This is a genomic window from Prescottella soli (genome assembly GCF_040024445.1).
GTDB classification, from domain to species: domain Bacteria; phylum Actinomycetota; class Actinomycetes; order Mycobacteriales; family Mycobacteriaceae; genus Prescottella; species Prescottella soli.
Genome location: NZ_CP157276.1, coordinates 1,303,842 through 1,322,861, shown reverse-complemented (window position 1 = coordinate 1,322,861; position 19,020 = coordinate 1,303,842). Strand labels below are relative to the sequence as shown.

The 19,020-nt window shown below is 68.8% G+C and carries 18 protein-coding genes; 12 read left to right on the top strand and 6 right to left on the bottom strand.

Annotated features, from left to right (window positions below; translation table 11 throughout):
* Positions 1–66: 66 nt before the first annotated feature.
* Complete coding sequence (locus ABI214_RS06135) at positions 67–1,809, bottom strand: alpha/beta fold hydrolase (RefSeq protein WP_348611324.1); 1,743 nt, start codon at positions 1,807–1,809, stop codon at positions 67–69.
* A 374-nt stretch (positions 1,810–2,183) separates the two neighbouring features.
* Between ABI214_RS06135 and ABI214_RS06130 the strand changes: the two genes are divergently transcribed.
* Positions 2,184–2,342 carry a hypothetical protein gene (locus ABI214_RS06130; protein ID WP_348607319.1) on the top strand — a complete coding sequence of 53 codons (159 nt, stop codon included), beginning with the start codon at positions 2,184–2,186 and terminating at the stop codon, positions 2,340–2,342.
* Between the two features lie 49 nt (positions 2,343–2,391).
* Positions 2,392–2,799 carry a hypothetical protein gene (locus ABI214_RS06125; RefSeq protein WP_348607316.1) on the top strand — a complete coding sequence of 136 codons (408 nt, stop codon included), beginning with the start codon at positions 2,392–2,394 and terminating at the stop codon, positions 2,797–2,799.
* Positions 2,800–2,845: 46 nt separating this feature from the next.
* Here ABI214_RS06125 and ABI214_RS06120 read toward each other — a convergent pair whose 3' ends face one another.
* Both ABI214_RS06120 and ABI214_RS06115 read right to left on the bottom strand, forming a co-directional pair.
* A complete protein-coding gene (locus ABI214_RS06120) occupies positions 2,846–4,465 on the bottom strand; it encodes a 4-hydroxyphenylacetate 3-hydroxylase family protein (protein ID WP_348607313.1) in 1,620 nt (539 codons plus the stop codon).
* 25 nt (positions 4,466–4,490) lie between these two features.
* Complete coding sequence (locus tag ABI214_RS06115; RefSeq protein WP_348607310.1) at positions 4,491–5,054, bottom strand: flavin reductase family protein; 564 nt, start codon at positions 5,052–5,054, stop codon at positions 4,491–4,493.
* A 200-nt stretch (positions 5,055–5,254) separates the two neighbouring features.
* On the opposite strand from ABI214_RS06115, the gene ABI214_RS06110 reads away from it, so the two are divergent.
* Positions 5,255–6,181, top strand: coding sequence for an AraC family transcriptional regulator (locus tag ABI214_RS06110; RefSeq protein ID WP_348611321.1), 927 nt, complete (start codon positions 5,255–5,257; stop codon positions 6,179–6,181).
* A 15-nt stretch (positions 6,182–6,196) separates the two neighbouring features.
* Here the strand turns inward: ABI214_RS06110 and ABI214_RS06105 are convergent, their stop codons facing one another.
* The gene (locus ABI214_RS06105; protein WP_348607307.1) at positions 6,197–6,967 is read right to left on the bottom strand and encodes an IclR family transcriptional regulator domain-containing protein; all 771 of its coding nucleotides are present in this window, start codon (positions 6,965–6,967) and stop codon (positions 6,197–6,199) included.
* 205 nt (positions 6,968–7,172) lie between these two features.
* On the opposite strand from ABI214_RS06105, the gene catA reads away from it, so the two are divergent.
* The 3 genes from catA (at position 7,173) to catC (ending at position 9,543) form a co-directional block, all read left to right on the top strand.
* Entirely contained in the window at positions 7,173–8,030 is an 858-nt protein-coding gene (gene catA / locus ABI214_RS06100; RefSeq protein ID WP_348607304.1) for a catechol 1,2-dioxygenase, read from the top strand.
* 73 nt (positions 8,031–8,103) lie between these two features.
* Complete coding sequence (locus ABI214_RS06095; protein ID WP_348607301.1) at positions 8,104–9,231, top strand: muconate/chloromuconate family cycloisomerase; 1,128 nt, start codon at positions 8,104–8,106, stop codon at positions 9,229–9,231.
* Positions 9,232–9,261: 30 nt separating this feature from the next.
* A complete protein-coding gene (gene catC, locus ABI214_RS06090; protein WP_348607298.1) occupies positions 9,262–9,543 on the top strand; it encodes a muconolactone Delta-isomerase in 282 nt (93 codons plus the stop codon).
* On the opposite strand, the gene ABI214_RS06085 is transcribed toward catC, so the two are convergent.
* Together ABI214_RS06085 and ABI214_RS06080 are read right to left on the bottom strand one after the other, a co-directional pair.
* Entirely contained in the window at positions 9,540–11,072 is a 1,533-nt protein-coding gene (locus ABI214_RS06085) for a PH domain-containing protein (RefSeq protein WP_408586045.1), read from the bottom strand. The two genes, catC and ABI214_RS06085, sit on opposite strands and share 4 nt — an antisense overlap.
* Positions 11,069–11,548 carry a PH domain-containing protein gene (locus ABI214_RS06080; RefSeq protein ID WP_348611315.1) on the bottom strand — a complete coding sequence of 160 codons (480 nt, stop codon included), beginning with the start codon at positions 11,546–11,548 and terminating at the stop codon, positions 11,069–11,071. Before ABI214_RS06080 ends, ABI214_RS06085 begins: the two co-directional genes overlap by 4 nt.
* A gap of 133 nt (positions 11,549–11,681) precedes the next feature.
* Between ABI214_RS06080 and ABI214_RS06075 the strand changes: the two genes are divergently transcribed.
* The 6 genes from ABI214_RS06075 to ABI214_RS06050 all read left to right on the top strand — a co-directional run bounded on the left by ABI214_RS06075 (position 11,682) and on the right by ABI214_RS06050 (position 19,007).
* Positions 11,682–11,909, top strand: a complete 228-nt coding sequence (locus ABI214_RS06075) for a hypothetical protein (protein WP_348607295.1) — start codon at positions 11,682–11,684, stop codon at positions 11,907–11,909.
* A gap of 41 nt (positions 11,910–11,950) precedes the next feature.
* A complete protein-coding gene (locus ABI214_RS06070; protein ID WP_348607292.1) occupies positions 11,951–14,575 on the top strand; it encodes a bifunctional FO biosynthesis protein CofGH in 2,625 nt (874 codons plus the stop codon).
* A 155-nt stretch (positions 14,576–14,730) separates the two neighbouring features.
* Positions 14,731–15,054 (top strand): ferredoxin, encoded by a 324-nt coding sequence (fdxA, locus tag ABI214_RS06065; RefSeq protein WP_348607289.1) that lies wholly within the window; start codon positions 14,731–14,733, stop codon positions 15,052–15,054.
* Between the two features lie 36 nt (positions 15,055–15,090).
* Positions 15,091–16,191, top strand: a complete 1,101-nt coding sequence (gene dapC, locus ABI214_RS06060) for a succinyldiaminopimelate transaminase (RefSeq protein ID WP_348607286.1) — start codon at positions 15,091–15,093, stop codon at positions 16,189–16,191.
* 201 nt (positions 16,192–16,392) lie between these two features.
* A complete protein-coding gene (gene pruA / locus ABI214_RS06055; protein ID WP_348607283.1) occupies positions 16,393–18,042 on the top strand; it encodes an L-glutamate gamma-semialdehyde dehydrogenase in 1,650 nt (549 codons plus the stop codon).
* Positions 18,039–19,007, top strand: coding sequence for a proline dehydrogenase family protein (locus tag ABI214_RS06050; protein WP_348607280.1), 969 nt, complete (start codon positions 18,039–18,041; stop codon positions 19,005–19,007). Before pruA ends, ABI214_RS06050 begins: the two co-directional genes overlap by 4 nt.
* The last annotated feature ends 13 nt before the right edge of the window (positions 19,008–19,020 follow it).

Sequence of the window (19,020 nt, the reverse complement as noted above, 5' to 3'; positions counted from 1 at the left end):
CGAGCCTTGTCCTCGCGCCGGCCGATCGGGGACGCGGCCGGTCCCGCACCAAGCAGGGGACACGCCCTAGCCGGGTTGGCAGCTTTGGTCGTCGACGGGAAGCTCACCGGTTGTCAGATAGCGGGTAGCGGTGGCGGTTGCGCACGAACTGGTTCCGGGTACGCCGCCCGGTAGGCCGAAAGGCATCCGCTGAGGCAGCACCAGGTGCGCCGACTTGCTCTCGACGGTCACCAGTCGCGCTCCTGGAATGCGATCACGAAGGTTGTGCGCTCCACTCGCGGGGGTGACGGTGTCGCCTTGGTTCGTCAGCAGCAGAATGCCCGGCACCCGTTCCAACCCTGTCTGCGGGTCCTGCTGTCCGGGATACGGCCACTGAGCGCACGCGGCGGAGAATCCGAGGCCCAGGTACGTCAGGGGCGCGTCCTGTGCAGCTTCTCGGTGCTCTGCCAGGATCGCGTCGGTGTCCTTGCTCCAATCGGCGGAGTTGCAGTTGAACGCGGTCCACCATCCTTGGCGGGGCCCGCCTGCGAGGACCGAGCCGAGTTCACGATCAATGAACGGTGAGGCCTGGAACTGTGTGAACATCCCGATCGCGGCTTGCACCGATGCGACGGACGTGCCCGCGGATCGAGCCGAACGAATGGTGACGAGCTTGGCGAGTACGGCCTCGTTCGCCGCATTGCCCACGCCGAACAGAACGGAGTTCAGGTTGTTCGCCGTGAACCTCTGGCCGCCGAGAAGCTGGATCGGCTGGACAACCAGATCGGCGCGAAGCTGCTCGATCGACGACAAGACCTTCGTAGCGGTGTCGCCGAGCACTGTGCCCTGCGCAGCAGCCCAAGGCGCGAACTCCGACTCGACCGCGCGCTGCCGTGAGCGATACCGCTCTTGCAGAACATCATTCGGACTCTTGACGGGGTCGGCTACGGAGTCGAGCACCCACCTGTCGACGCGGTCAGGGAAGGTACGTGCCAGCTCGCGTCCGAGTGCCGTTCCTTGCGATACCCCGAGATAGCTCCATTTCGGTGCACCCAGCAGTTGCCGGACGAGGTCGAGGTCGCGAACGGTCTGCCAGTAGTTGACGTACGGTGCCGTCGATGCATCGTCGCCGGTCTTGGCTGCTCGGTCGAGGCAGGCGGCGGTCCACCGTCGAGCTTCGTCGAGTTGCCGATCAATCGACCGGCCAGCGGTGTCGAGGACGTCGTACCCATCCCTGGCGCTGGTGCCGAGGACAATAGGGTCGCCTGAGATGCCGGGATCGCACGACTGTGCCGTCGAGGACGTCGAAGTGCCTCGCGCATCGAAACCGATCAGGTCGAACGAGTTTCGCAGTTCGGGCATCCCGCCGGAGAAGCTGTAGGGATCGAGGAGGGTGCCCGCGCCCGCGCCGCCGGAACTTGTGAGCAGTGGGCCTGATCCGGGGTGAGTGCCGGGAAGTCGTGAAACCCAGAAACTGGCCTGTCGACCGTCATCGGGGTGGGCCCAGTCGAGTGGGGTCCGGACGCGAGCGCATTCCAAGCCTGACAGGATTGCCGATCGGGCCGCCGCGTACCCGTCCCCCGCAAGTGCATGCTCGACGACATCTGCCGGGCACGGGTGCCAGGCCAGCTTCTGATCGACAATCCCTCCATCCTCGGATGCGGAAGCCGAAGCTGCGCTTGCAGTCGCACCGACGCTGCCGGTGCACCAAACAAGCAGTACCGATGCGGCGGCGACGAGACTCCCCGTCGCACGAACGCGCAAAGTCCGTCGATCACCCCTAGAGGCGGAAGCGCCATCGAACGACTTCGCCAATCCCCCCACCACCATGCGCACGAAACGCCTTTCCCGAAAAGAGTTGCCACCGCCTGCACTGTCCGCGTGTGACGTAATTACGTCCAGAACGACATCGAGCCCGAAACCTCATACGGCCGCGGCATCTTCGGCTCGTCAGGGGACAGCACTCACGAGTCCTCACGACGAAAAGATGCGCTTCACGGTCGATCCCCCCGCATAACGTAACGGATGGTTCGCTTATCGGCCCCGGTTCTGCCGCGTTACAGACGCAGGTGAACCGGCAACGTGACCGCCGGAACCGACCCGGGCCTGCCGCCGCCCAGTTCCCCGTATGCTGTGACCCACGCCACGCATCGTGGGGGTCCGATCGTCGGCGTCTCGGGTTGTCGATCGGGAGGGGCCGGCGCATGTACAACTGGGACGTGCAGAACGCGATCGTCGCGTTCGTGGACAGCTTGCGGCCGATGTCGCAGTACTACCGCGACCTCTATTTCGGCTCGCTCTATTCGTTCGCGGATCAGCAGAGCGAACTGTTGACGATGCTCGGCTATCCGCCGGTGCCGTGACCCCGACCCCACTGTCGCGGGCGGCGCGGCCACAAGGGACGATCGAGGTATGACCGCCCCGAGTCCCGCCACCGACAGGCCGACCACTGCCGAGTCCCGCACGACTCTGGCGCTGCTCACGTTCGACGGGTTCCTTTGCGCGGTGCTGTCGGTACTGTTCCTGCCTGCGTACATCGGGACGACGCCGTTCCCCGTGACGATCCTGGTGGCCGCGGTGGTGAATCTGCTGCTGGTGCTGGGGGCCCGCAAGTTCGCCGTCGGCGCGCTGGGCGCCGCGCTGCCGCTCTTCGGTTGGCTGTTCGGATTCGGGGTGTGCATGATCGGCGGTCCGGGTGGCGACGTGCTGGTGTTCCAGGACTGGCGGACGCTGCTGCTGTTCGTCGCGGCGCTGATGCCTGCGGGGTTGTATCTGTTCCGTCTGCGTCTCGAGTCGCTGATCGCGAAGGCCCAGGGCTGACCCGTGCGCGGGTGGGGGCCCCACCCCCGCACGGCGCGAGACGGCGCTACTTGCGGTAGAAGGCCGTCACGTCGTCGTTCCCGATCAGGTCCGGAACGGTCCAGCCGTCGAGGTCGTACTCGCTCATGAACTGTTCGGCCAGGCCCTTCATCGCGGAGACCCCGCCGCGATTCTCGGCGGCGAACAGCAACTCGGCCTTGACGTTCTCGTGGTTGCCGGAGTAGTTGCGTTCGTAGAGTTCGTGGCGGCCGCCGAACTCGGAGCCGATCGAATCCCACAACGCCTTCATGACCTTCACCCGCTCGACGGCGGTGATGCCGTCGCTGCCGCGCACGTACTTGTCGAGGTAGGGGCGCACGTCCGGATTCTTGAAGTCGGCCGCGCTCGAGGGCAGGTAGATGAGTCCGGACGCGACGTCCTGCTCGATGATCTCCTTGATCCGCGGGTAGCCCTGGATCATGAACATCCGGTACGTCAGGCCGTATTCGAGCTTGGGGATGACGGTGTCACCGATCCACGCTTCCGGGTCGCGCGCCATCGATTCGCTCAGGGACCAGAACAGGTTGCGCCAGCCGATCACTTCGCCGACCCGCGTCTGCACGCCGCGGAAGCCGCCGGCGCCGGTGCAGTCGAGGGCCTTCATCAGCAGTCCGGCGATGAAGTCGAGCTTGACCGCGAGACGGGTGCAGCCCTGGAAGGTGAACCGCGGCAGGAAGCCGGACTGCGGGAAGAACGCGTTGATCTTCTCGACGTCGCCGTACATGAAGACGTTCTCCCAGGGCACCAGCACCTTGTCGAAGATGAAGATGGCGTCGTTCTCGTCCATCCGGCTCGAGAGGGGATAGTCGAACGGCGATCCGACGACCGCGGCGTTCTGCGAGTAGGAGGCGCGGGAGATGAGCTTGATGCCCGGTGCGTCCATCGGCACCGTACAGATCAGCGCGTACTCCTTCTTCTTGATCGGCAGGCCGTAGTGCGCGATGAAGTTGTAGTTGGTGATCGCCGATCCGGTCGCCACCACCTTCGCGCCGGAGACGATCAGGCCGGCGTCGGTCTCCTTCTCCACCTTCATGAACACGTCGCCGACCTGGTCGGGCGGCAGTTGCCGGTCCACCGGCGGGTTGATGATCGCGTGGTTCCAGTAGAGGACCTTCTCCTGCGACTCCCGGTACCAGCGCTTGGCGTTGTCCTGGAAGGGCGCGTACAGCTCGCTGTTGGCGGCGAGGGTGCCGAGGAAGGAGGCCTTGTAGTCGGGCGAGCGCCCCATCCAGCCGTACGTCATGCGCGCCCAGGTGGCGATCGCGTCCCGCTCCTTCAGCAGGTCGTCGGACGACTTGGGGGTGCGGAAGAACGGCATCGTCACGCCGCCGTTGCCGGTGTCGGTGGGGCACGTCAGCGTGTCGACGTGCTCACCGGTGTGCAGGGCGTCGTACAGGCGGGCCGTCATCCGGATGGAGTTCCGGAACGCGGGGTGGTTCCAGAACTCCTTCACCTTCTCGCCGTGCAGGTAGATCTCGCGGCCGTCCTTGATCGACTCGATGTACTCGTCGCCGGTCATGGGCCGGGACGCGAAGTTCGTGGTCCGGTTCGCCTCGGAGTCCGCCGCGACGTTGACCTTCGAGCGGTCGACGTCGGGCGCGGTGGGGCGGGGTTCGGTGGTGGTCATCGTCTCTCCTGCGTGAGGGGGTCGGTCAGTTGGTCGCACCGGACAGGTGCATGGGCGTGAAGGTGGCGGTGGCGTCGAACCAGCCTCGATGCGGATCGTCCATCGATCCGTTCCAGGCCGCGTTCCCGCTCGGCGCACCGAGATCGTGAAACGTGCTGCGGTAGAACAGCAATGGATCGGTTTCCCGGCACTGGGCGTCGACGATCTCGCCGATGAAGATCACGTGATCGCCGCCGTCGTACTCGCGCCAGGGAACACACGACAGGGTGGCGGCGCTGCCGGCCAGCACGGGTGCGGTGGGCCCCTGGACCCATACCGGTTCGGGAGACTGCGGGCGACCGGCGAAGTGGAGCGCGACGTCGGTCTGGTCCGCGGCGAGGATGTTGACAGCGAACGGGGCGCCGGACAGGAACGAACACGCCTTGGACGTCCGGGTCAGGGTCACCTGGCACAGTCGTGGTTCGAGCGAGACTGCGGTGAAGGCCGTCACCGTGGCGCCGTGGGGTGTGCCGTCCTGCTTGGCGCAGGTGATGACGGTGACCCCACTTGCGAACTGTCCGAATATGTTTCGCAGTCGACGCGAATCCATGTCGGGCTCCTTGCTGGTGGTCGTTGACTGTGACGGAGACCATAGGTCGATTCGGTCCGGGTCGGCGATCCGCTGAGCGGCCTCGCTATCCGGAATGCGCGGTCGGTTCGATGGCTCGTTGTTGCCAGGGGAGGTGTTCCCGATCACACTGGGGCCGAAGTCCCGAATTGGACGGGACGGGAAGGTGCGAGGCGATGGCGATGAACGGGACCGCCGATCCGGGTGATTGGGGCGAGGCGGAGAACGTGGTCTCGGACGCGTACTTCCCGCACGACCTGTCGCCGCTGTCGGCGGGTTCGGGGCCGCACCTCAACCTGCGGGCGACCCGGATTGGCCCGCTACGCCTGGCTCGGATCGGTTGGGGAGCAGAGGTTTCCGTGGACACGGAGCATCCCGGTGGGTACGCGGTGAACATTCCGCTCTCGGGTCGGATCGAATCCGAGAGTGCCGGCAGCGCGGTGGTCTCGGGTGTGGGGACGGCGTCGGTGTTCCGGCCGGACACCCCGGCCGCCATCACGCGGTGGACCGAGGACTGCGAGATCGTCGGCGTCCGGATCGATCGCGAGTATCTGCACCGCGAGATCACGCGCGTCCTCGGCCGTCCCGATCGCCGGCTGCCCGATCAGGTGGATCTGTCGACGGCCGCCGGGCGGAACTGGATGGGGTTGCTGAACTCGATCGTCCAGCAGGTGCGGGGCGGTGAGGGACTGTGGCAGACCCCGGTTGTCGCCGAACAGCTGTCGGGGGCGATCACCAGCGCGTTCGTGCTCGCGGTGATGCCCGGCGATCCGGCGGCGGCGCCGCGGCCGCGGATCGTCAAGCGGGTACTCGACCGGATCGACGAGGATCCGTCCCTCGCGTGGACCTCGGGCGACATGGCGGAGGCTGCGGGCGTGAGTGTGCGGCGGTTGCAGGAGGGGTTCCGCGAGTACCTCGGCATGTGTCCGCGGGACTACCTGCTGGATGTTCGGCTCTCGCGGATCCACGACGACCTGGTGGCGGGCCACCCGTCGGTCACGTCCGTGACCGACGTCGCCGTGCGCTGGGGCATCACCCACACCGGACGGTTTGCGGCCGCCTATCGACGCAAGTACGGATGTGCCCCCTCGATCACGTTGCGTTCCTGAGGTTCTCGGGTCGGATCATCCGCGGTGGCCGAGGTCTGCGCTGAGCGCCTTCGCGGCCTCGACGACGTGTGGCGCGGCCGCGTCGCGGAACTGTTCGGGCGTGTTCCGTCCGGACGAGGTGGAGCACGCGGTCACCGCGACGACCGCGCCCGACGCGTCGTGGACGGGGGCGGCGAGCGAGATCAGGCCCTCTTCGAGTTCGGCGGCGGTCAGTGCGAACCCCTGGTCGCGCACTCGGGCCAGTTCGGTGCGCAGGTCGTCGGGCGTGCCGACGGTCGCCGAGGCCAGCTTGTCGAAGTGGGTCGCGGCGATGACACGGTCGACGGTTTCCGTCGGCGCCCACGCGAGCAGGGCGCGGCCCATCGACGTGGCGTAGGCGGGCACTCGGGTGCCGACGGACACGTTGATGCTCATGATCCGTCGCACGGGTACTCGTGCCGCGTAGACGACGTCGGTGTCGTCGAGCACGCCGAGCGAAGCCGACTCGCCGGTGCGCTCGGACAGCTCGACGAGGCGCGGCATGGCGGCGTCCGCCAGTCCGTGGGATGCGGAGTAGTGCTGGCCGATGCTCAGCACCCGGGGGGTGAGCGACCAGCGGCTGCCGTTCGCACTCACGTAGCCGAGTCGCTGCAGCGTCAGCAGGATGCGACGGACCGCGGGCCGCGAGAGTTCCGTCTTGGCAGCCAGTTCGGCCAGCGACGGCTCGGGGTCGTGCTCGTCGAAGGCCAGCAGCACGGCGAATCCCCGTTCGATGCTCTGGATGAAGTCGCGTTCGTCGTGGGCCATCGGCGCTCCTCGCAAGCCTTTCCGCGCCGGCGGGGCCGCCGGCTGTTGACAAAGTGTGTGACTCGACGCACAGTATCTACACGCACAGCGTGTACGCCCTGCGAATCAAGTGTACGCATAGCGTACTCCCATCGGGGAGGCGAAACCCGCCCTCGATCCCACGACTTCTCGACTGCATCGTCCGAACCCTCGACCAGGAGGATCCATGACAGACACCGATACCGCCGTTGCGACGGCGCATGCATCCGGCAACGCGGCCACCGACAAGTTCAAGACCGCCCGTGTCTCGTGTGACACGTCGCCCGAGCGGGCCGGTGCGATCTACCGGGACGTGCTGAGCGCGCTGGGGGAGATCATCCACCGGCACGAGGTCACCTACGACGAGTACCGGGTGGTCAAGCAGTGGATCATCGACGTCGGTGAGTACGGCGAGGTGCCTCTGTGGCTGGACGTGTTCGTCGAACACGAGATCGAGGACGTCAACTACAGCCGCAACGCCCTCGCGGGTACCAAGGGCAGCATCGAGGGCCCGTACTACGTCGCGAACGCGCCCGAGCTGCCGTCCACGTGCACGATGCCGATGACCGAGAAGGATGCGCAGGCAACCCCGTTGGTGTTCTCCGGCCAGGTCACGGACCTCGCGGGCAACGGTCTCGCCGGCGCCACCGTGGAACTCTGGCACGCCGACGAGGACGGCTTCTACTCGCAGTTCGCGCCGAACCTGCCGGAGTGGAACCTGCGCGGCACCATCGTCTGCGACGACGAGGGCCGCTACGAGATCGCGACGATTCAGCCTGCGCCGTACCAGATCCCGCACGACGGACCGACGGGCTGGTTCATCGAGTCCTACGGTGGTCACCCGTGGCGGCCGGCGCACCTGCATCTGATGGTGAAGGCGCCCGGCAAGGAGGCCATCACGACCCAGCTGTACTTCGCGGGCGGTCAGTGGCTCGAGAACGACGTCGCGACCGCGACCAAGCCGGAACTGATCCTCGACCCGAAGGCCGGGGACGACGGCAAGAACTACGTGACCTACAACTTCGCACTCGACCCCGAGGCCTGAGCCGAAGCGAATGCCGGTGTCCCCCTGGGGCACCGGCATTCGGTGCTTCCCGATCCGATTGAGAGCTGTTTCGATGCCCGACCCCGATCTCGCCATCGTCTCCGTCGAGACGACCATCATCGACGTGCCCCTGGTGCGTCCGCACAAGTTCGCCACCACCACCGCCGAGAAGCAGCCGATCCTGCTCGTCGCGATCACCACCGCCGGCGGCGTCACCGGCCACGGCGAGGGCGTGGTCCCCGGCGGGCCCTGGTGGGGTGGTGAATCCGTCGAGACGATGAAGGTGATCGTCGACCGCTACATCGCGCCGTACATCGTCGGCCGGGGTGTCGACGAGATCACCGGCATCATGGTGGATCTCGAGAAGATCGTCGCGAACGCGCGGTTTGCGAAGGCCGCCGTCGACGTCGCACTGCACGACGCGTACGCCCGGCACCTCGGCGTCGGGGTGCACACGCTGCTCGGTGGCGCGTTCCGCACCGGTGTCGACGTCCGCTGGGCGCTCGGCGCCGCCCCGGTCGAGGAGATCCTCGAGGAGGTCGCGCACAAGATGGAGGCGCGGCTGAACTTCTCGTTCAAGCTCAAGATGGGTGCGCTGGACCCGGCCGTCGACACCGAGCGGGTGGTCGCGATCGCGCAGTCGCTCGGCGGCAAGGCGGGCGTGAGCATCGACGTCAACGCGCGGTGGGACCGTCTGACCGCGTTGCGTTTAGTGCCCGAACTCGTCGACGGCGGCGTCGAACTGATCGAGCAGCCCACCCCCGCCGAGCAGATCGAGGTGCTCGCCGAACTCAACCACCTCGTCGCCGCACCGGTGATGGCCGACGAATCGGTACACACGCCGCACGACGCACTCGAGATCGCTCGACTCGGCGCCGCCGACGTCATCGCCCTCAAGACAACGAAATGCGGTGGGCTGCAACGCAGCAAGGAGGTTGTCGCGGTCGCGAAAGCGGCCGGCATCCGCTGCCACGGTGCCACCTCCATCGAGGGCCCGATCGGCACCGCCGCGTCGATCCACTTCGCCTGCGCCGAACCGGGCATCAACTTCGGAACCGAACTGTTCGGCCCTCAGCTGTTCGCCGTCGAACTGTTGCAGACGCCACTCGACTACTCCGAGGGGCAGGTCCACCTGCCGCCGGGACCCGGGCTCGGGGTGGAACTGGACATGGACGTCGTCCGGCACCTCGCCCGCGACTGATCCCACGCACGCAGAAACGAGGAGAATTTCATGGCACTCTTCCATGTCCGGATGGACGTCGACATTCCCCGCGATCTGGATCCCGCGGTGCGCGAGGAGACGATCACGCGCGAGCGCGCATATTCACAGGAGCTCCAGCGCCAGGGCAAGTGGGCGCATCTGTGGCGAATCGTGGGTCAGTACAGCAACATCAGCATCTTCGATGTCGACTCGGCCGACGAGCTCCACGAGATCCTGTGGAACCTGCCGCTCTTCCCGTACATGACCGTCGAGGTGATGCCGCTGACGAAGCACGGCAGCTCGATCCGTTAGGCCGGCCGCCGCCAGATCCCGCCCGCACCCGGGGTGACGGCCTCGACGAGCGCCCACGCCTGCTCGACGGGAAGGTCGTGCACCACGTACTTGCCGGTCCCCGCCGGGGTGGCGGCGATCACGGTGGCGACACCGACGCGACGCTGGAAGAACGTCTGCCGCACCGTCCATCCGATGATGCCGGCGGCCTCGACGGCGTCGCGGCGACGGTCGAGCGAACCGCTGCGGGTGATCAGCCAGCCCGGCAGCACCGCGTGGCCGAGGCCGCGGTAGCGGTCCCAGGCCAGTCCCGCACCGGCCAGCGCGAGCACCACGACGCCCGTCCACGCGGGCCACGGCACGTGTCGGCCGGCGACGGCGAACCCGGCGGCGATCACCGCGGCGAGGGCCGCCGGCCACAGCGCCCGGGTGTACCGGCGACGGCGCGCGGCCGGGCCGTGCGCGGCGAGCGGGATGTCGGCCTGCCGGTCGTCGCCGAGGACGGTCGCCATCACCCGCGTCGCCTCGGCGCGCGGGCTCTGCGGCAGCAGCAGTGACGACTCGCGGTGCTCGGCGCTGACGCCGGTCATGATCGCGTCGAGCGCGGCGCCGCCCGCGAGGCGCAGCAGCAGGGGCTCCTTCAGCGTCGTTCCCCGCAGCCGGGCACGGTCGAGGGTGGTCTGCCTGGTCCGCAGCAGGCCGTGGCTCACGTGCAGGGTCCGCCCGTTGTCGGTGACCGTCATGCGTCCGTAGACGACGAGGTAGCGCACGCACGCGAGGACGGACGCGGCGACGAACAGCACGATCAGCGCGAGCAGGCCCAGCAGCGCCAGCACCAACGTCCCGGCGCGCTCGGCGGAGTCGAACCCGTTCTCGAGGGCGGGCGAGTGGGCGATCCGCTCGGCCAGGCCGTACTGGAAGATGATGCCGACGAAGGCGCCGATCGCGATCAGACCGGTGACGGAGAACGGGGCGTACCTGACCCAGGACGGCGACCAGTGGCCGATCTCGGCGCCTGCCGGGACGTCCGGTGCGGCGACCTGCTCCGCGGTCTCGGCGGGCCGTTCGTGACCGGCCAGCAACGCGGCGCGCATCGCCGGGACGAGCGACGCGTCGAGGGCGTCGAGTTCGAACCGCTCCTCGTGGCGGGCGGTCTGTCGACCCGTCCCGATCCGGACCACCGCCAGCCCGAGCAGGCGGTGCAGGACGCGGGCCTCGACGTCGACGGACCGGATCCGGCTGCGGGGGACCGAGAGCACCTTCTTCTGGAACACCCCGCGGCGCAGCTGCACGTGCACCGGCCCGATGCGGTACGTCGTGGTGAACCAGCGCAGCACGCCGTACACGACGAGCGCGGCGACAGCGGCCAGCCCCCAGTAGTGATTGCCGCTGCGGCTGCCGACGATCCACGACACCGCGATCACCGGCAGCAGCTTCAGGACCTCGTTGACGGGGTGCACCAGCAGCATCCGCTTGTCGAGCCGCAGCCACGGCTGCTCCTCCTCGACCGCGAGGGCGCCCGCCCCGGACTGTTCGACGGGGACGGTCACGTGGCGTCCCCGGCGGCGGCAGCAGCGATCTCCGTGAGGTGTTCGACGGCACGGTCGGCGACGTCGAGGTCGAGCGCCGCGATCTTGACGGCGCCAGCCGACGAGGCCGTGGTGACGGTGACCGTCGCGAGGCCGAACAGCCGGTCGAGGGGGCCGCGTTCGGTGTCGACGGTCTGGATGCGCGTGATCGGGGCGATGCGACGCTCCTGGTTGAACCAGCCGGTGCGGGTGTAGACCGCGTCGGCGCTGATCTCCCACCGATGCACGCGATACCGCCACCGCGGCACGACGAGGAGATCGACGGCGGCGGCGACCAGCGTCGCCGCGAACACCGTGACGTGCGGCCACGTGGTCCAGTTGCCGTCCACGACTGCCCACACGATCTGCGCGAGGAAGACCGGCAGCCAGAGCAGGGCGGCCGTCGTGGCCCACAGCCGCGGCGCCCGGGTGCTCGGTCGCCACTTCGGGTCGGCCATCGACACCGTCCGGGGAAGGGTTGGGTCGGGAGGGAAACTCACGGTTTCATCCTGCCCGAGGCGGCGCGCGGCGTCCTATGGTGGAGGTGGCCGGACAGGGCTGCGCTGTCTGTCGAGACGGGAGGTGGTCGTGATGGTTCCGTTCGAAACCGATGACACCGAGAACGACGTGGAGGCTGCCGAGTCTTCGGCGTCCCCGGACGTCTCCGAGGCCGACCTCGTCGAGCAGATGACCCCCGCCGACACCGACGACGAGCGTGACGAGTCGACGCCCGAGTCGACGCCGCTCGAGGTCGATCCGGCCGACGCCGCCGAGCAGCGACGCAGCGTCCCCGCCGACGAGGATTACCCGCACGGATAGCCAGGGCGACTGGGGACCCACGGTGGCAGGTTGCCCGGTCGGTGGCGCATGATCGTCGGGTGAGTCACACGAGCGATGACACCGATCGGTCCACGATCCTGCCGATTCCGTCGGTTCCGGGGCGTTCCGGGCACATCGAAGCCCCGTCCGCGAGTGCGATGCGGCGTGTCCTGCGTCGGGCGCGGGACGGCGCGACGCTCAACGTCGACGAGGCCACCACGCTGCTGCACGCGCGCGGCGCCGACCTCGAGGACCTGTGCGCGTCGGCCGCGAAGGTGCGCGACGCCGGCCTGGTCGCGGCGGGTCGGCCGAAGACGGTGTCGTACTCGCGCAAGGTGTTCGTCCCGATCACGCGCCTGTGCCGGGACAAGTGCCACTACTGCACGTTCGTCACGGTGCCCGGCAAGCTGCGCGCCGCGGGTCACGGGATGTACCTGGAGCCGGACGAGATCCTCGACATCGCGCGCCAGGGCGCCGAATTGGGTTGCAAGGAGGCGCTGTTCACGCTCGGCGACCGGCCGGAGGATCGCTGGCCGGAGGCCAAGCAGTGGCTCGACGAGCGCGGCTACGACTCCACCCTGGACTACGTGCGGGCGATGGCGATCCGGGTGCTCGAGGAGACCGGCCTGCTGCCGCACCTCAACCCGGGTGTCATGAGCTGGGAGGAGATCTCCCGGCTCAAGCCCGTCGCGCCGTCGATGGGGATGATGCTCGAGACCACGTCGAAGCGCCTGTTCACCGACAAGGGGGAGTGCCACTACGGCAGCCCCGACAAGGATCCCGAGGTGCGCCTGCGGACGCTGACCGACGCGGGCCGACTGTCGGTGCCGTTCACGACCGGCATCCTGGTCGGCATCGGCGAGAGCTACGCGGAGCGCGCCGACTCGATCATGGCGATCCGCAAGCTGCACAAGGCCTTCGGGCACGTGCAGGAAGTGATCGTGCAGAACTTCCTGGCCAAGCCGGACACCGCGATGCGCGACGCGCCCGACGCGAACCTCGAGGAGTTCCTCGCGGCCATCGCGGTCGCGCGCCTGCTGCTCGGCCCGGGCATGCGGATCCAGTCGCCGCCGAACCTGGTCTCGGAGGCGGAGTGTCTCGCGCTGATCGGCGCCGGCGTCGACGACTGGGGCGGCGTCTCGCCGCTCACCCCCGATCACGTGAACCCGGAGCGGCCGTGGCCCAACCTGGACACGCTCGCCGAGATCACCGCGCGCGCCGGGTACACCCTCGTCGAGCGGACCGCGGCGCAACCGCAGTACGTCCTGGCCGGACATCCGTGGATCGACCCGCGGATCGGGGTGCACGTCCGCGCGCTCGCGGACCCGGAGACCGGTCTGGCCCGCGAGGGCGTGAAGCCCGTGGGGCTGCCGTGGCAGGAACCGGACGAGGAGTGGGTGTCGTCGGGCCGGGTCGACCTCAACACCGAGATCGACACCGACGGTCGCAACACCGAGACGCGGTCCGACCTCGGGAGCGCGTTCGGCGACTGGGAGACCGTGCGGGAGCAGGTCCTCGAGCTGGGCCGCGCCGCGCCGACGCGGGTCGACACGGATGTGCTGGCCGCGCTGCGCAGCGCCGAACGCGACCCGGCCGCGCTGACCGACGACGAGTACCTCGCGCTCGCGACCGCGGACGGCGACGGACTGGAGGCGGTCGTCGCGCTCGCCGACGCGCTGCGCAAGGAGGCCGTCGGCGACGACGTCACGTACGTCGTGAACCGGAACATCAACTTCACCAACATCTGCTACACCGGCTGCCGGTTCTGCGCGTTCGCGCAGCGCAAGGGCGACGCGGACGCCTTCACGTTGTCGGCCGAGGAGGTGGCCGACCGGGCGTGGGAGGCGCACGTCGCCGGCGCGACCGAGGTGTGCATGCAGGGCGGCATCGACCCCGAGCTGCCGGTAACCGGCTACTCCGACCTGGTGCGGGCGGTCAAGCGCCGAGTGCCGGCGATGCACGTGCACGCGTTCAGCCCGATGGAGATCGTCAACGGCGCCTCCCGCGGCGGCCAGAGCGTCCGGGACTGGCTCACCGAGCTCAAGGCCGCCGGGCTCGACACCATCCCGGGCACGGCCGCGGAGATCCTCGACGACGAGGTGCGGTGGGTCCTCACGAAGGGCAAGTTGCCGACGTCGGCGTGGATCGACGTCATCACCACCGCGCACGAGGTGGGTCTGCGCTCGAGCTCGACGATGATGTACGGCCACGTGGACAGCCCCAAGCACTGGGTCGGCCACCTGCGGGTGATCCGCGGCATCCAGGACCGGACCGGGGGATTCACCGAGTTCGTGCTGCTGCCGTTCGTGCACCAGAGCGCGCCGCTGTACCTGGCGGGCGCGTCGCGACCGGGACCGACACAGCGCGACAACCGGGCGGCGCATGCGCTCGCGCGGATCATGTTGCACGGGCGGATCGCCAACATCCAGACCAGCTGGGTCAAGCTCGGCATCGCGGGCACGCAGGCGATGCTGCAGGGTGGCGCGAACGATCTGGGTGGCACACTGATGGAGGAGACCATCTCGCGGATGGCGGGCTCGCAGCACGGATCGGAGAAGACGGTCGCGGAGCTGCGCACGATCGCGGAGGGGATCGGCCGCCCGGCCCGGGAGCGGACGACGAGCTACGCGCTGCGGGAACCGACGACGGTCCTGCCGATGGCCTGACGACACCTCGGGCCGCGATATGAGGTCACCCTAACCGAATTGTCGCGGCCGCAACGCTTCATACTGGACACTCCGGATGTTCGTCGGGCGGGAGCCCGTCGGCCGGCTCGCCGAGGCGCCCCGGCGCCCGTGTCAGAAAGGCAGGGAGAGCAGCAGTGACCTACACGATTGCCGAACCGTGCGTCGATGTGTTGGACAAGGCCTGTATCGAGGAGTGTCCGGTCGACTGCATCTACGAGGGCGGTCGCATGCTCTACATCCATCCGGACGAGTGCGTGGACTGCGGTGCGTGTGAGCCTGTCTGCCCCGTCGAGGCCATCTTCTACGAGGACGACGTTCCGGACCAGTGGACCGGTTACGTCAGCGCGAACGTCGATTTCTTCGACGATCTCGGCTCGCCGGGTGGTGCCGCGAAGCTCGGCAAGGTCGACTACGACCCGCCGATGATCAAGGCCCTGCCGCCCATGAACGAGGACTAGTCGAGTTCCATTCGGAACGGTTTCGAGGAAGATCAGTTGCCGCGCATCTCTGTAGCCAAGACCCTGCCCGACTTCCCGTGGGATTCCCTCGCGTCCGCGAAGGAGAAGGCGGCCGCGCATCCCGACGGCATCGTCAACCTGTCGGTCGGGACGCCCGTCGACCCCGTGGCTCCGGTCATCCAGGAGGCGCTGTCGTCGGTGGCGGCCGTGCCCGGCTATCCGACGACGCACGGCACCGATGCGCTGCGTGAGGCGACGGCGGCGTCGCTGGGGCGCCGCTACGGGATGACCGGTGTCGATCCCGCGGCCATCCTGCCCGTGATCGGCACCAAGGAGGCCATCGCGTGGCTGCCGAGCCTGCTCGGGCTGGGCGCGGACGACCTGGTGGTCATCCCGGAGGTGGCGTACCCGACGTACGAGGTGGGCGCGCTGCTCGCCGGTGCCCGGGTGCTGCGCGCCGACGGCACCGCGCAGTTGGGCCCGGAGAAGCCGGCACTGATCTTCGTCAACTCGCCGTCCAACCCCACCGGCAAGGTGCTCGGCGTCGAGCACCTGCGCAAGGTGGTCGAGTTCGCGCGTGAGCGCGGCGCGATCGTCGCGTCCGACGAGTGCTACCTGGGCCTGACCTGGGAGGCCGAGGCGGTGTCGATCCTGGATCCGCGTGTGTGCGGCGGCGACCACACCGGTCTGATCGCGATCCACTCGCTGTCGAAGACGTCGAACCTGGCCAGCTACCGGGCCGGGTTCCTCGCCGGCGATCCCGCGCTGATCGCCGAACTGCTCGAGGTGCGCAAGCACGCGGGCATGATGATGCCGACGCCGATCCAGGCTGCGATGGCGGCTGCGCTCACCGACGACGACCAGGAGAAGGCGCAGCGCGAGCGGTACCGCGAGCGCCGCGAGGTCCTGCTGGCCGCGGTCCGCGCGGCGGGCTTCACGGTCGACGACTCCGAGGCCGGCCTGTACCTGTGGGCGACGCGCGGCGAGGAGTGCCGCGCCACCGTCGACTGGTTCGCCGAGCGCGGCATCCTGGTCGCACCGGGCGACTTCTACGGCCCGCGCGGTCAGAAGCACGTCCGGATTGCGCTCACGGCGTCGGACGAGCGCATCGAGGCGGCGGCCGCGCGCCTGTCCTGACCACACCGGGAGTACCCGGGCTCTAGCGTTTTGCGCACTTGTCGCGCGCGCCGAGCCCGGGTTCTCGCGTTTTGCGCACTTATCGCGGGGGTGGGGCCCCGGGATCGGGCGCTTCGCGCACTTGTTGCGGGACGCGCGAGGCGGTGTCGGGCGTAGCCTGAGCTTGGTTGCAGTCACTTGGCTCTGGCTGAGGAGGGCAGCATGGATGCCGTCACGCACGTACCGGCGCCGTACAACGAGCCGGTCCACTCCTACGCGCCGGGCAGCCCCGAGCGCGATCGATTGACCAGGGCGCTGGCGGACCACTCGTCCGCGGTCCTCGAGATCCCGCACGTCATCGGCGGCGAACACCGCCACGGCACCGGGGAGCCGATGGAAGTGGTTCAACCACACCGGCATTCCGCAATCCTCGGTACCTACACGAATGCGACGTACGACGACGCGAGCGCCGCGATCGACGCCGCGACCGCGGCCGCCCCCGCGTGGCGGGAATTGCCGTTCGACGAGCGGGCGGCGGTCCTGCTGCGCGCCGCCGATCTGCTGTCGGGGCCGTGGCGGGAGAAGTTGGCCGCCGCGACGATGCTGGGGCAGTCCAAGTCGGTGCAGCAGGCCGAGATCGACGCCCCGTGCGAGCTGGTGGACTTCTGGCGGTTCAACGTGCACTTCGCCCGGCAGATCCTCGCCGAGCAGCCGATCTCGTCGCCGGGGGTGTGGAACCGGCTCGAGTACCGGCCGCTCGAAGGGTTCGTGTACGCGATCACCCCGTTCAACTTCACCGCGATCGCCGGGAATCTGCCGACGGCTCCGGCGTTGATGGGGAACACGGTGATCTGGAAGCCGTCGCCGACGCAGACGCTCGCCGCCTACTGGACGCTGCGACTGCTGGAGGTGGCAGGGCTGCCGCCGGGAGTGATCAATCTGCTCACCGGTGACGGTCTCGCGGTTTCCGATGTGGCGCTGCGTGATCCGCGGCTGGCCGGGATCCACTTCACCGGCTCGACCGCGACGTTCCAGCACCTGTGGCGCGAGGTGGGATCCAACATCGCGGGCTACCGCAGCTACCCGCGTCTGGTGGGCGAGACCGGGGGCAAGGACTTCGTGGTCGCCCACGCGTCGGCCGATCCGGCGGTGCTGTCGACGGCCCTGATCCGCGGCGCGTTCGAGTACCAGGGGCAGAAGTGTTCGGCCGCGTCGCGCGCGTACGTCCCGCGGTCGCTGTGGGCCGGGATGAAGGATCAGTTCCTCGCCGAGGTCGACGCCCTCACGTACGGCGACGTCGGCGATCTCGAGAACTTCGGTGGCGCGCTGATCGACCGCCGTGCCTACGACAAGAGCGTCGCGGCGATCGAGCGCGCTCGGGGCGCCGCGGGGGTGGAGATCGCGGTCGGCGGCAAGTACGACGACAGCGTCGGGTACTTCGTGCGGCCCATCGTGCTGCTCGTGGACGATCCCCGGGACGAGGCGCTGGCGAAGGAGTACTTCGGTCCGATCCTCTCGGTGCACCTGTACGACGACTCGGCCCCGGGCGCGTTCGCCGACGTCCTCACTGCGGTCGACACCGCGGCGCCGTATGCGCTCACCGGTGCGGTCGTCGCGAACGATCGGGATGCCGTCGAACAAGCTTCGGCCGCGCTGCGTTTCACGGCGGGCAACTTCTACGTCAACGACAAGCCGACCGGTGCTGTGGTGGGGCAGCAGCCGTTCGGGGGCGGGCGGGCGTCGGGCACCAACGACAAGGCCGGCTCGCCGCTGAACCTGCTGCGGTGGGTGTCGGCGCGAACGATCAAGGAGACGTTCGTCCCGCCGACCGATCACCGCTACCCGCACATGGGGCCGGAGCGCGGTCGATGACGCCTGGCGTCCTGTCGAATCCGCTGCGGCCGGCGATCCTCGCGGCCGCGCGGTCGACCCGGGTCAAGAACGCGGTGACGCGGGCGCCGGTGACGAAGTCGATCGTGCGGCGCTTCGTCGCGGGGGAGACGCTCGCCGACGCGATGGCCGCGGCGTCGATCCTGCTCGTCTCGGGGCGGTCGGTGAGCATCGACTACCTCGGCGAGGACACGCTGGACGCCGGTCAGGCCCGAGACACCGTCGTCGCGTACCTCGAGTTGCTGGGCGAGTTGGGGCGGTTGCCGCAGGCCGGTGCCGACGGGGTGCGCCCGCTGGAGGTGTCGGTGAAGCTGTCGGCGCTGGGGCAGGGGCTGCCGGTGGACGGGGACAAGATCGCCCTCGATCACGCCCACACGATCTGCGCGGCCGCGCACGAGCACGGGGTGTGGGTGACCGTCGACGCCGAGGACCACACCCGGACCGATTCGACGCTGTCGATCGTGCGCGAGCTGCGCGCGGACTTCCCGTTTCTCGGCACGGTGCTTCAGGCGTACCTGCGGCGGACCGAGGGCGACTGCCGGGACCAGGCGGGCGCGGGCTCGCGGATCCGGCTCTGCAAGGGCGCCTACCGCGAGCCCGAGTCGGTGGCGTTCCAGTCCCGCGCCGACGTGGACTCGTCGTACGCGAGGTGCCTGGCGATCCTGATGCGCGGCGACGGCTACCCGATGGTCGCCACCCACGATCCGGCACTCATCGGCTCGGTGGACGGACTGCTCGCGGAAACCGGCAGGGGAGCACGAGATTTCGAACACCAGATGCTGTTCGGAATCCGCGACCTCGAACAGGGGAGGCTGGTCGACGCCGGACGCCGGGTGCGGGTCTACGTGCCGTACGGCGTGCAGTGGTACGGGTACTTCATGCGCCGACTCGCGGAGCGGCCGTCGAACCTGAAGTTCTTCCTGCGGTCGACGCTCACGCGACGCTGACAGGCGGTGTGAG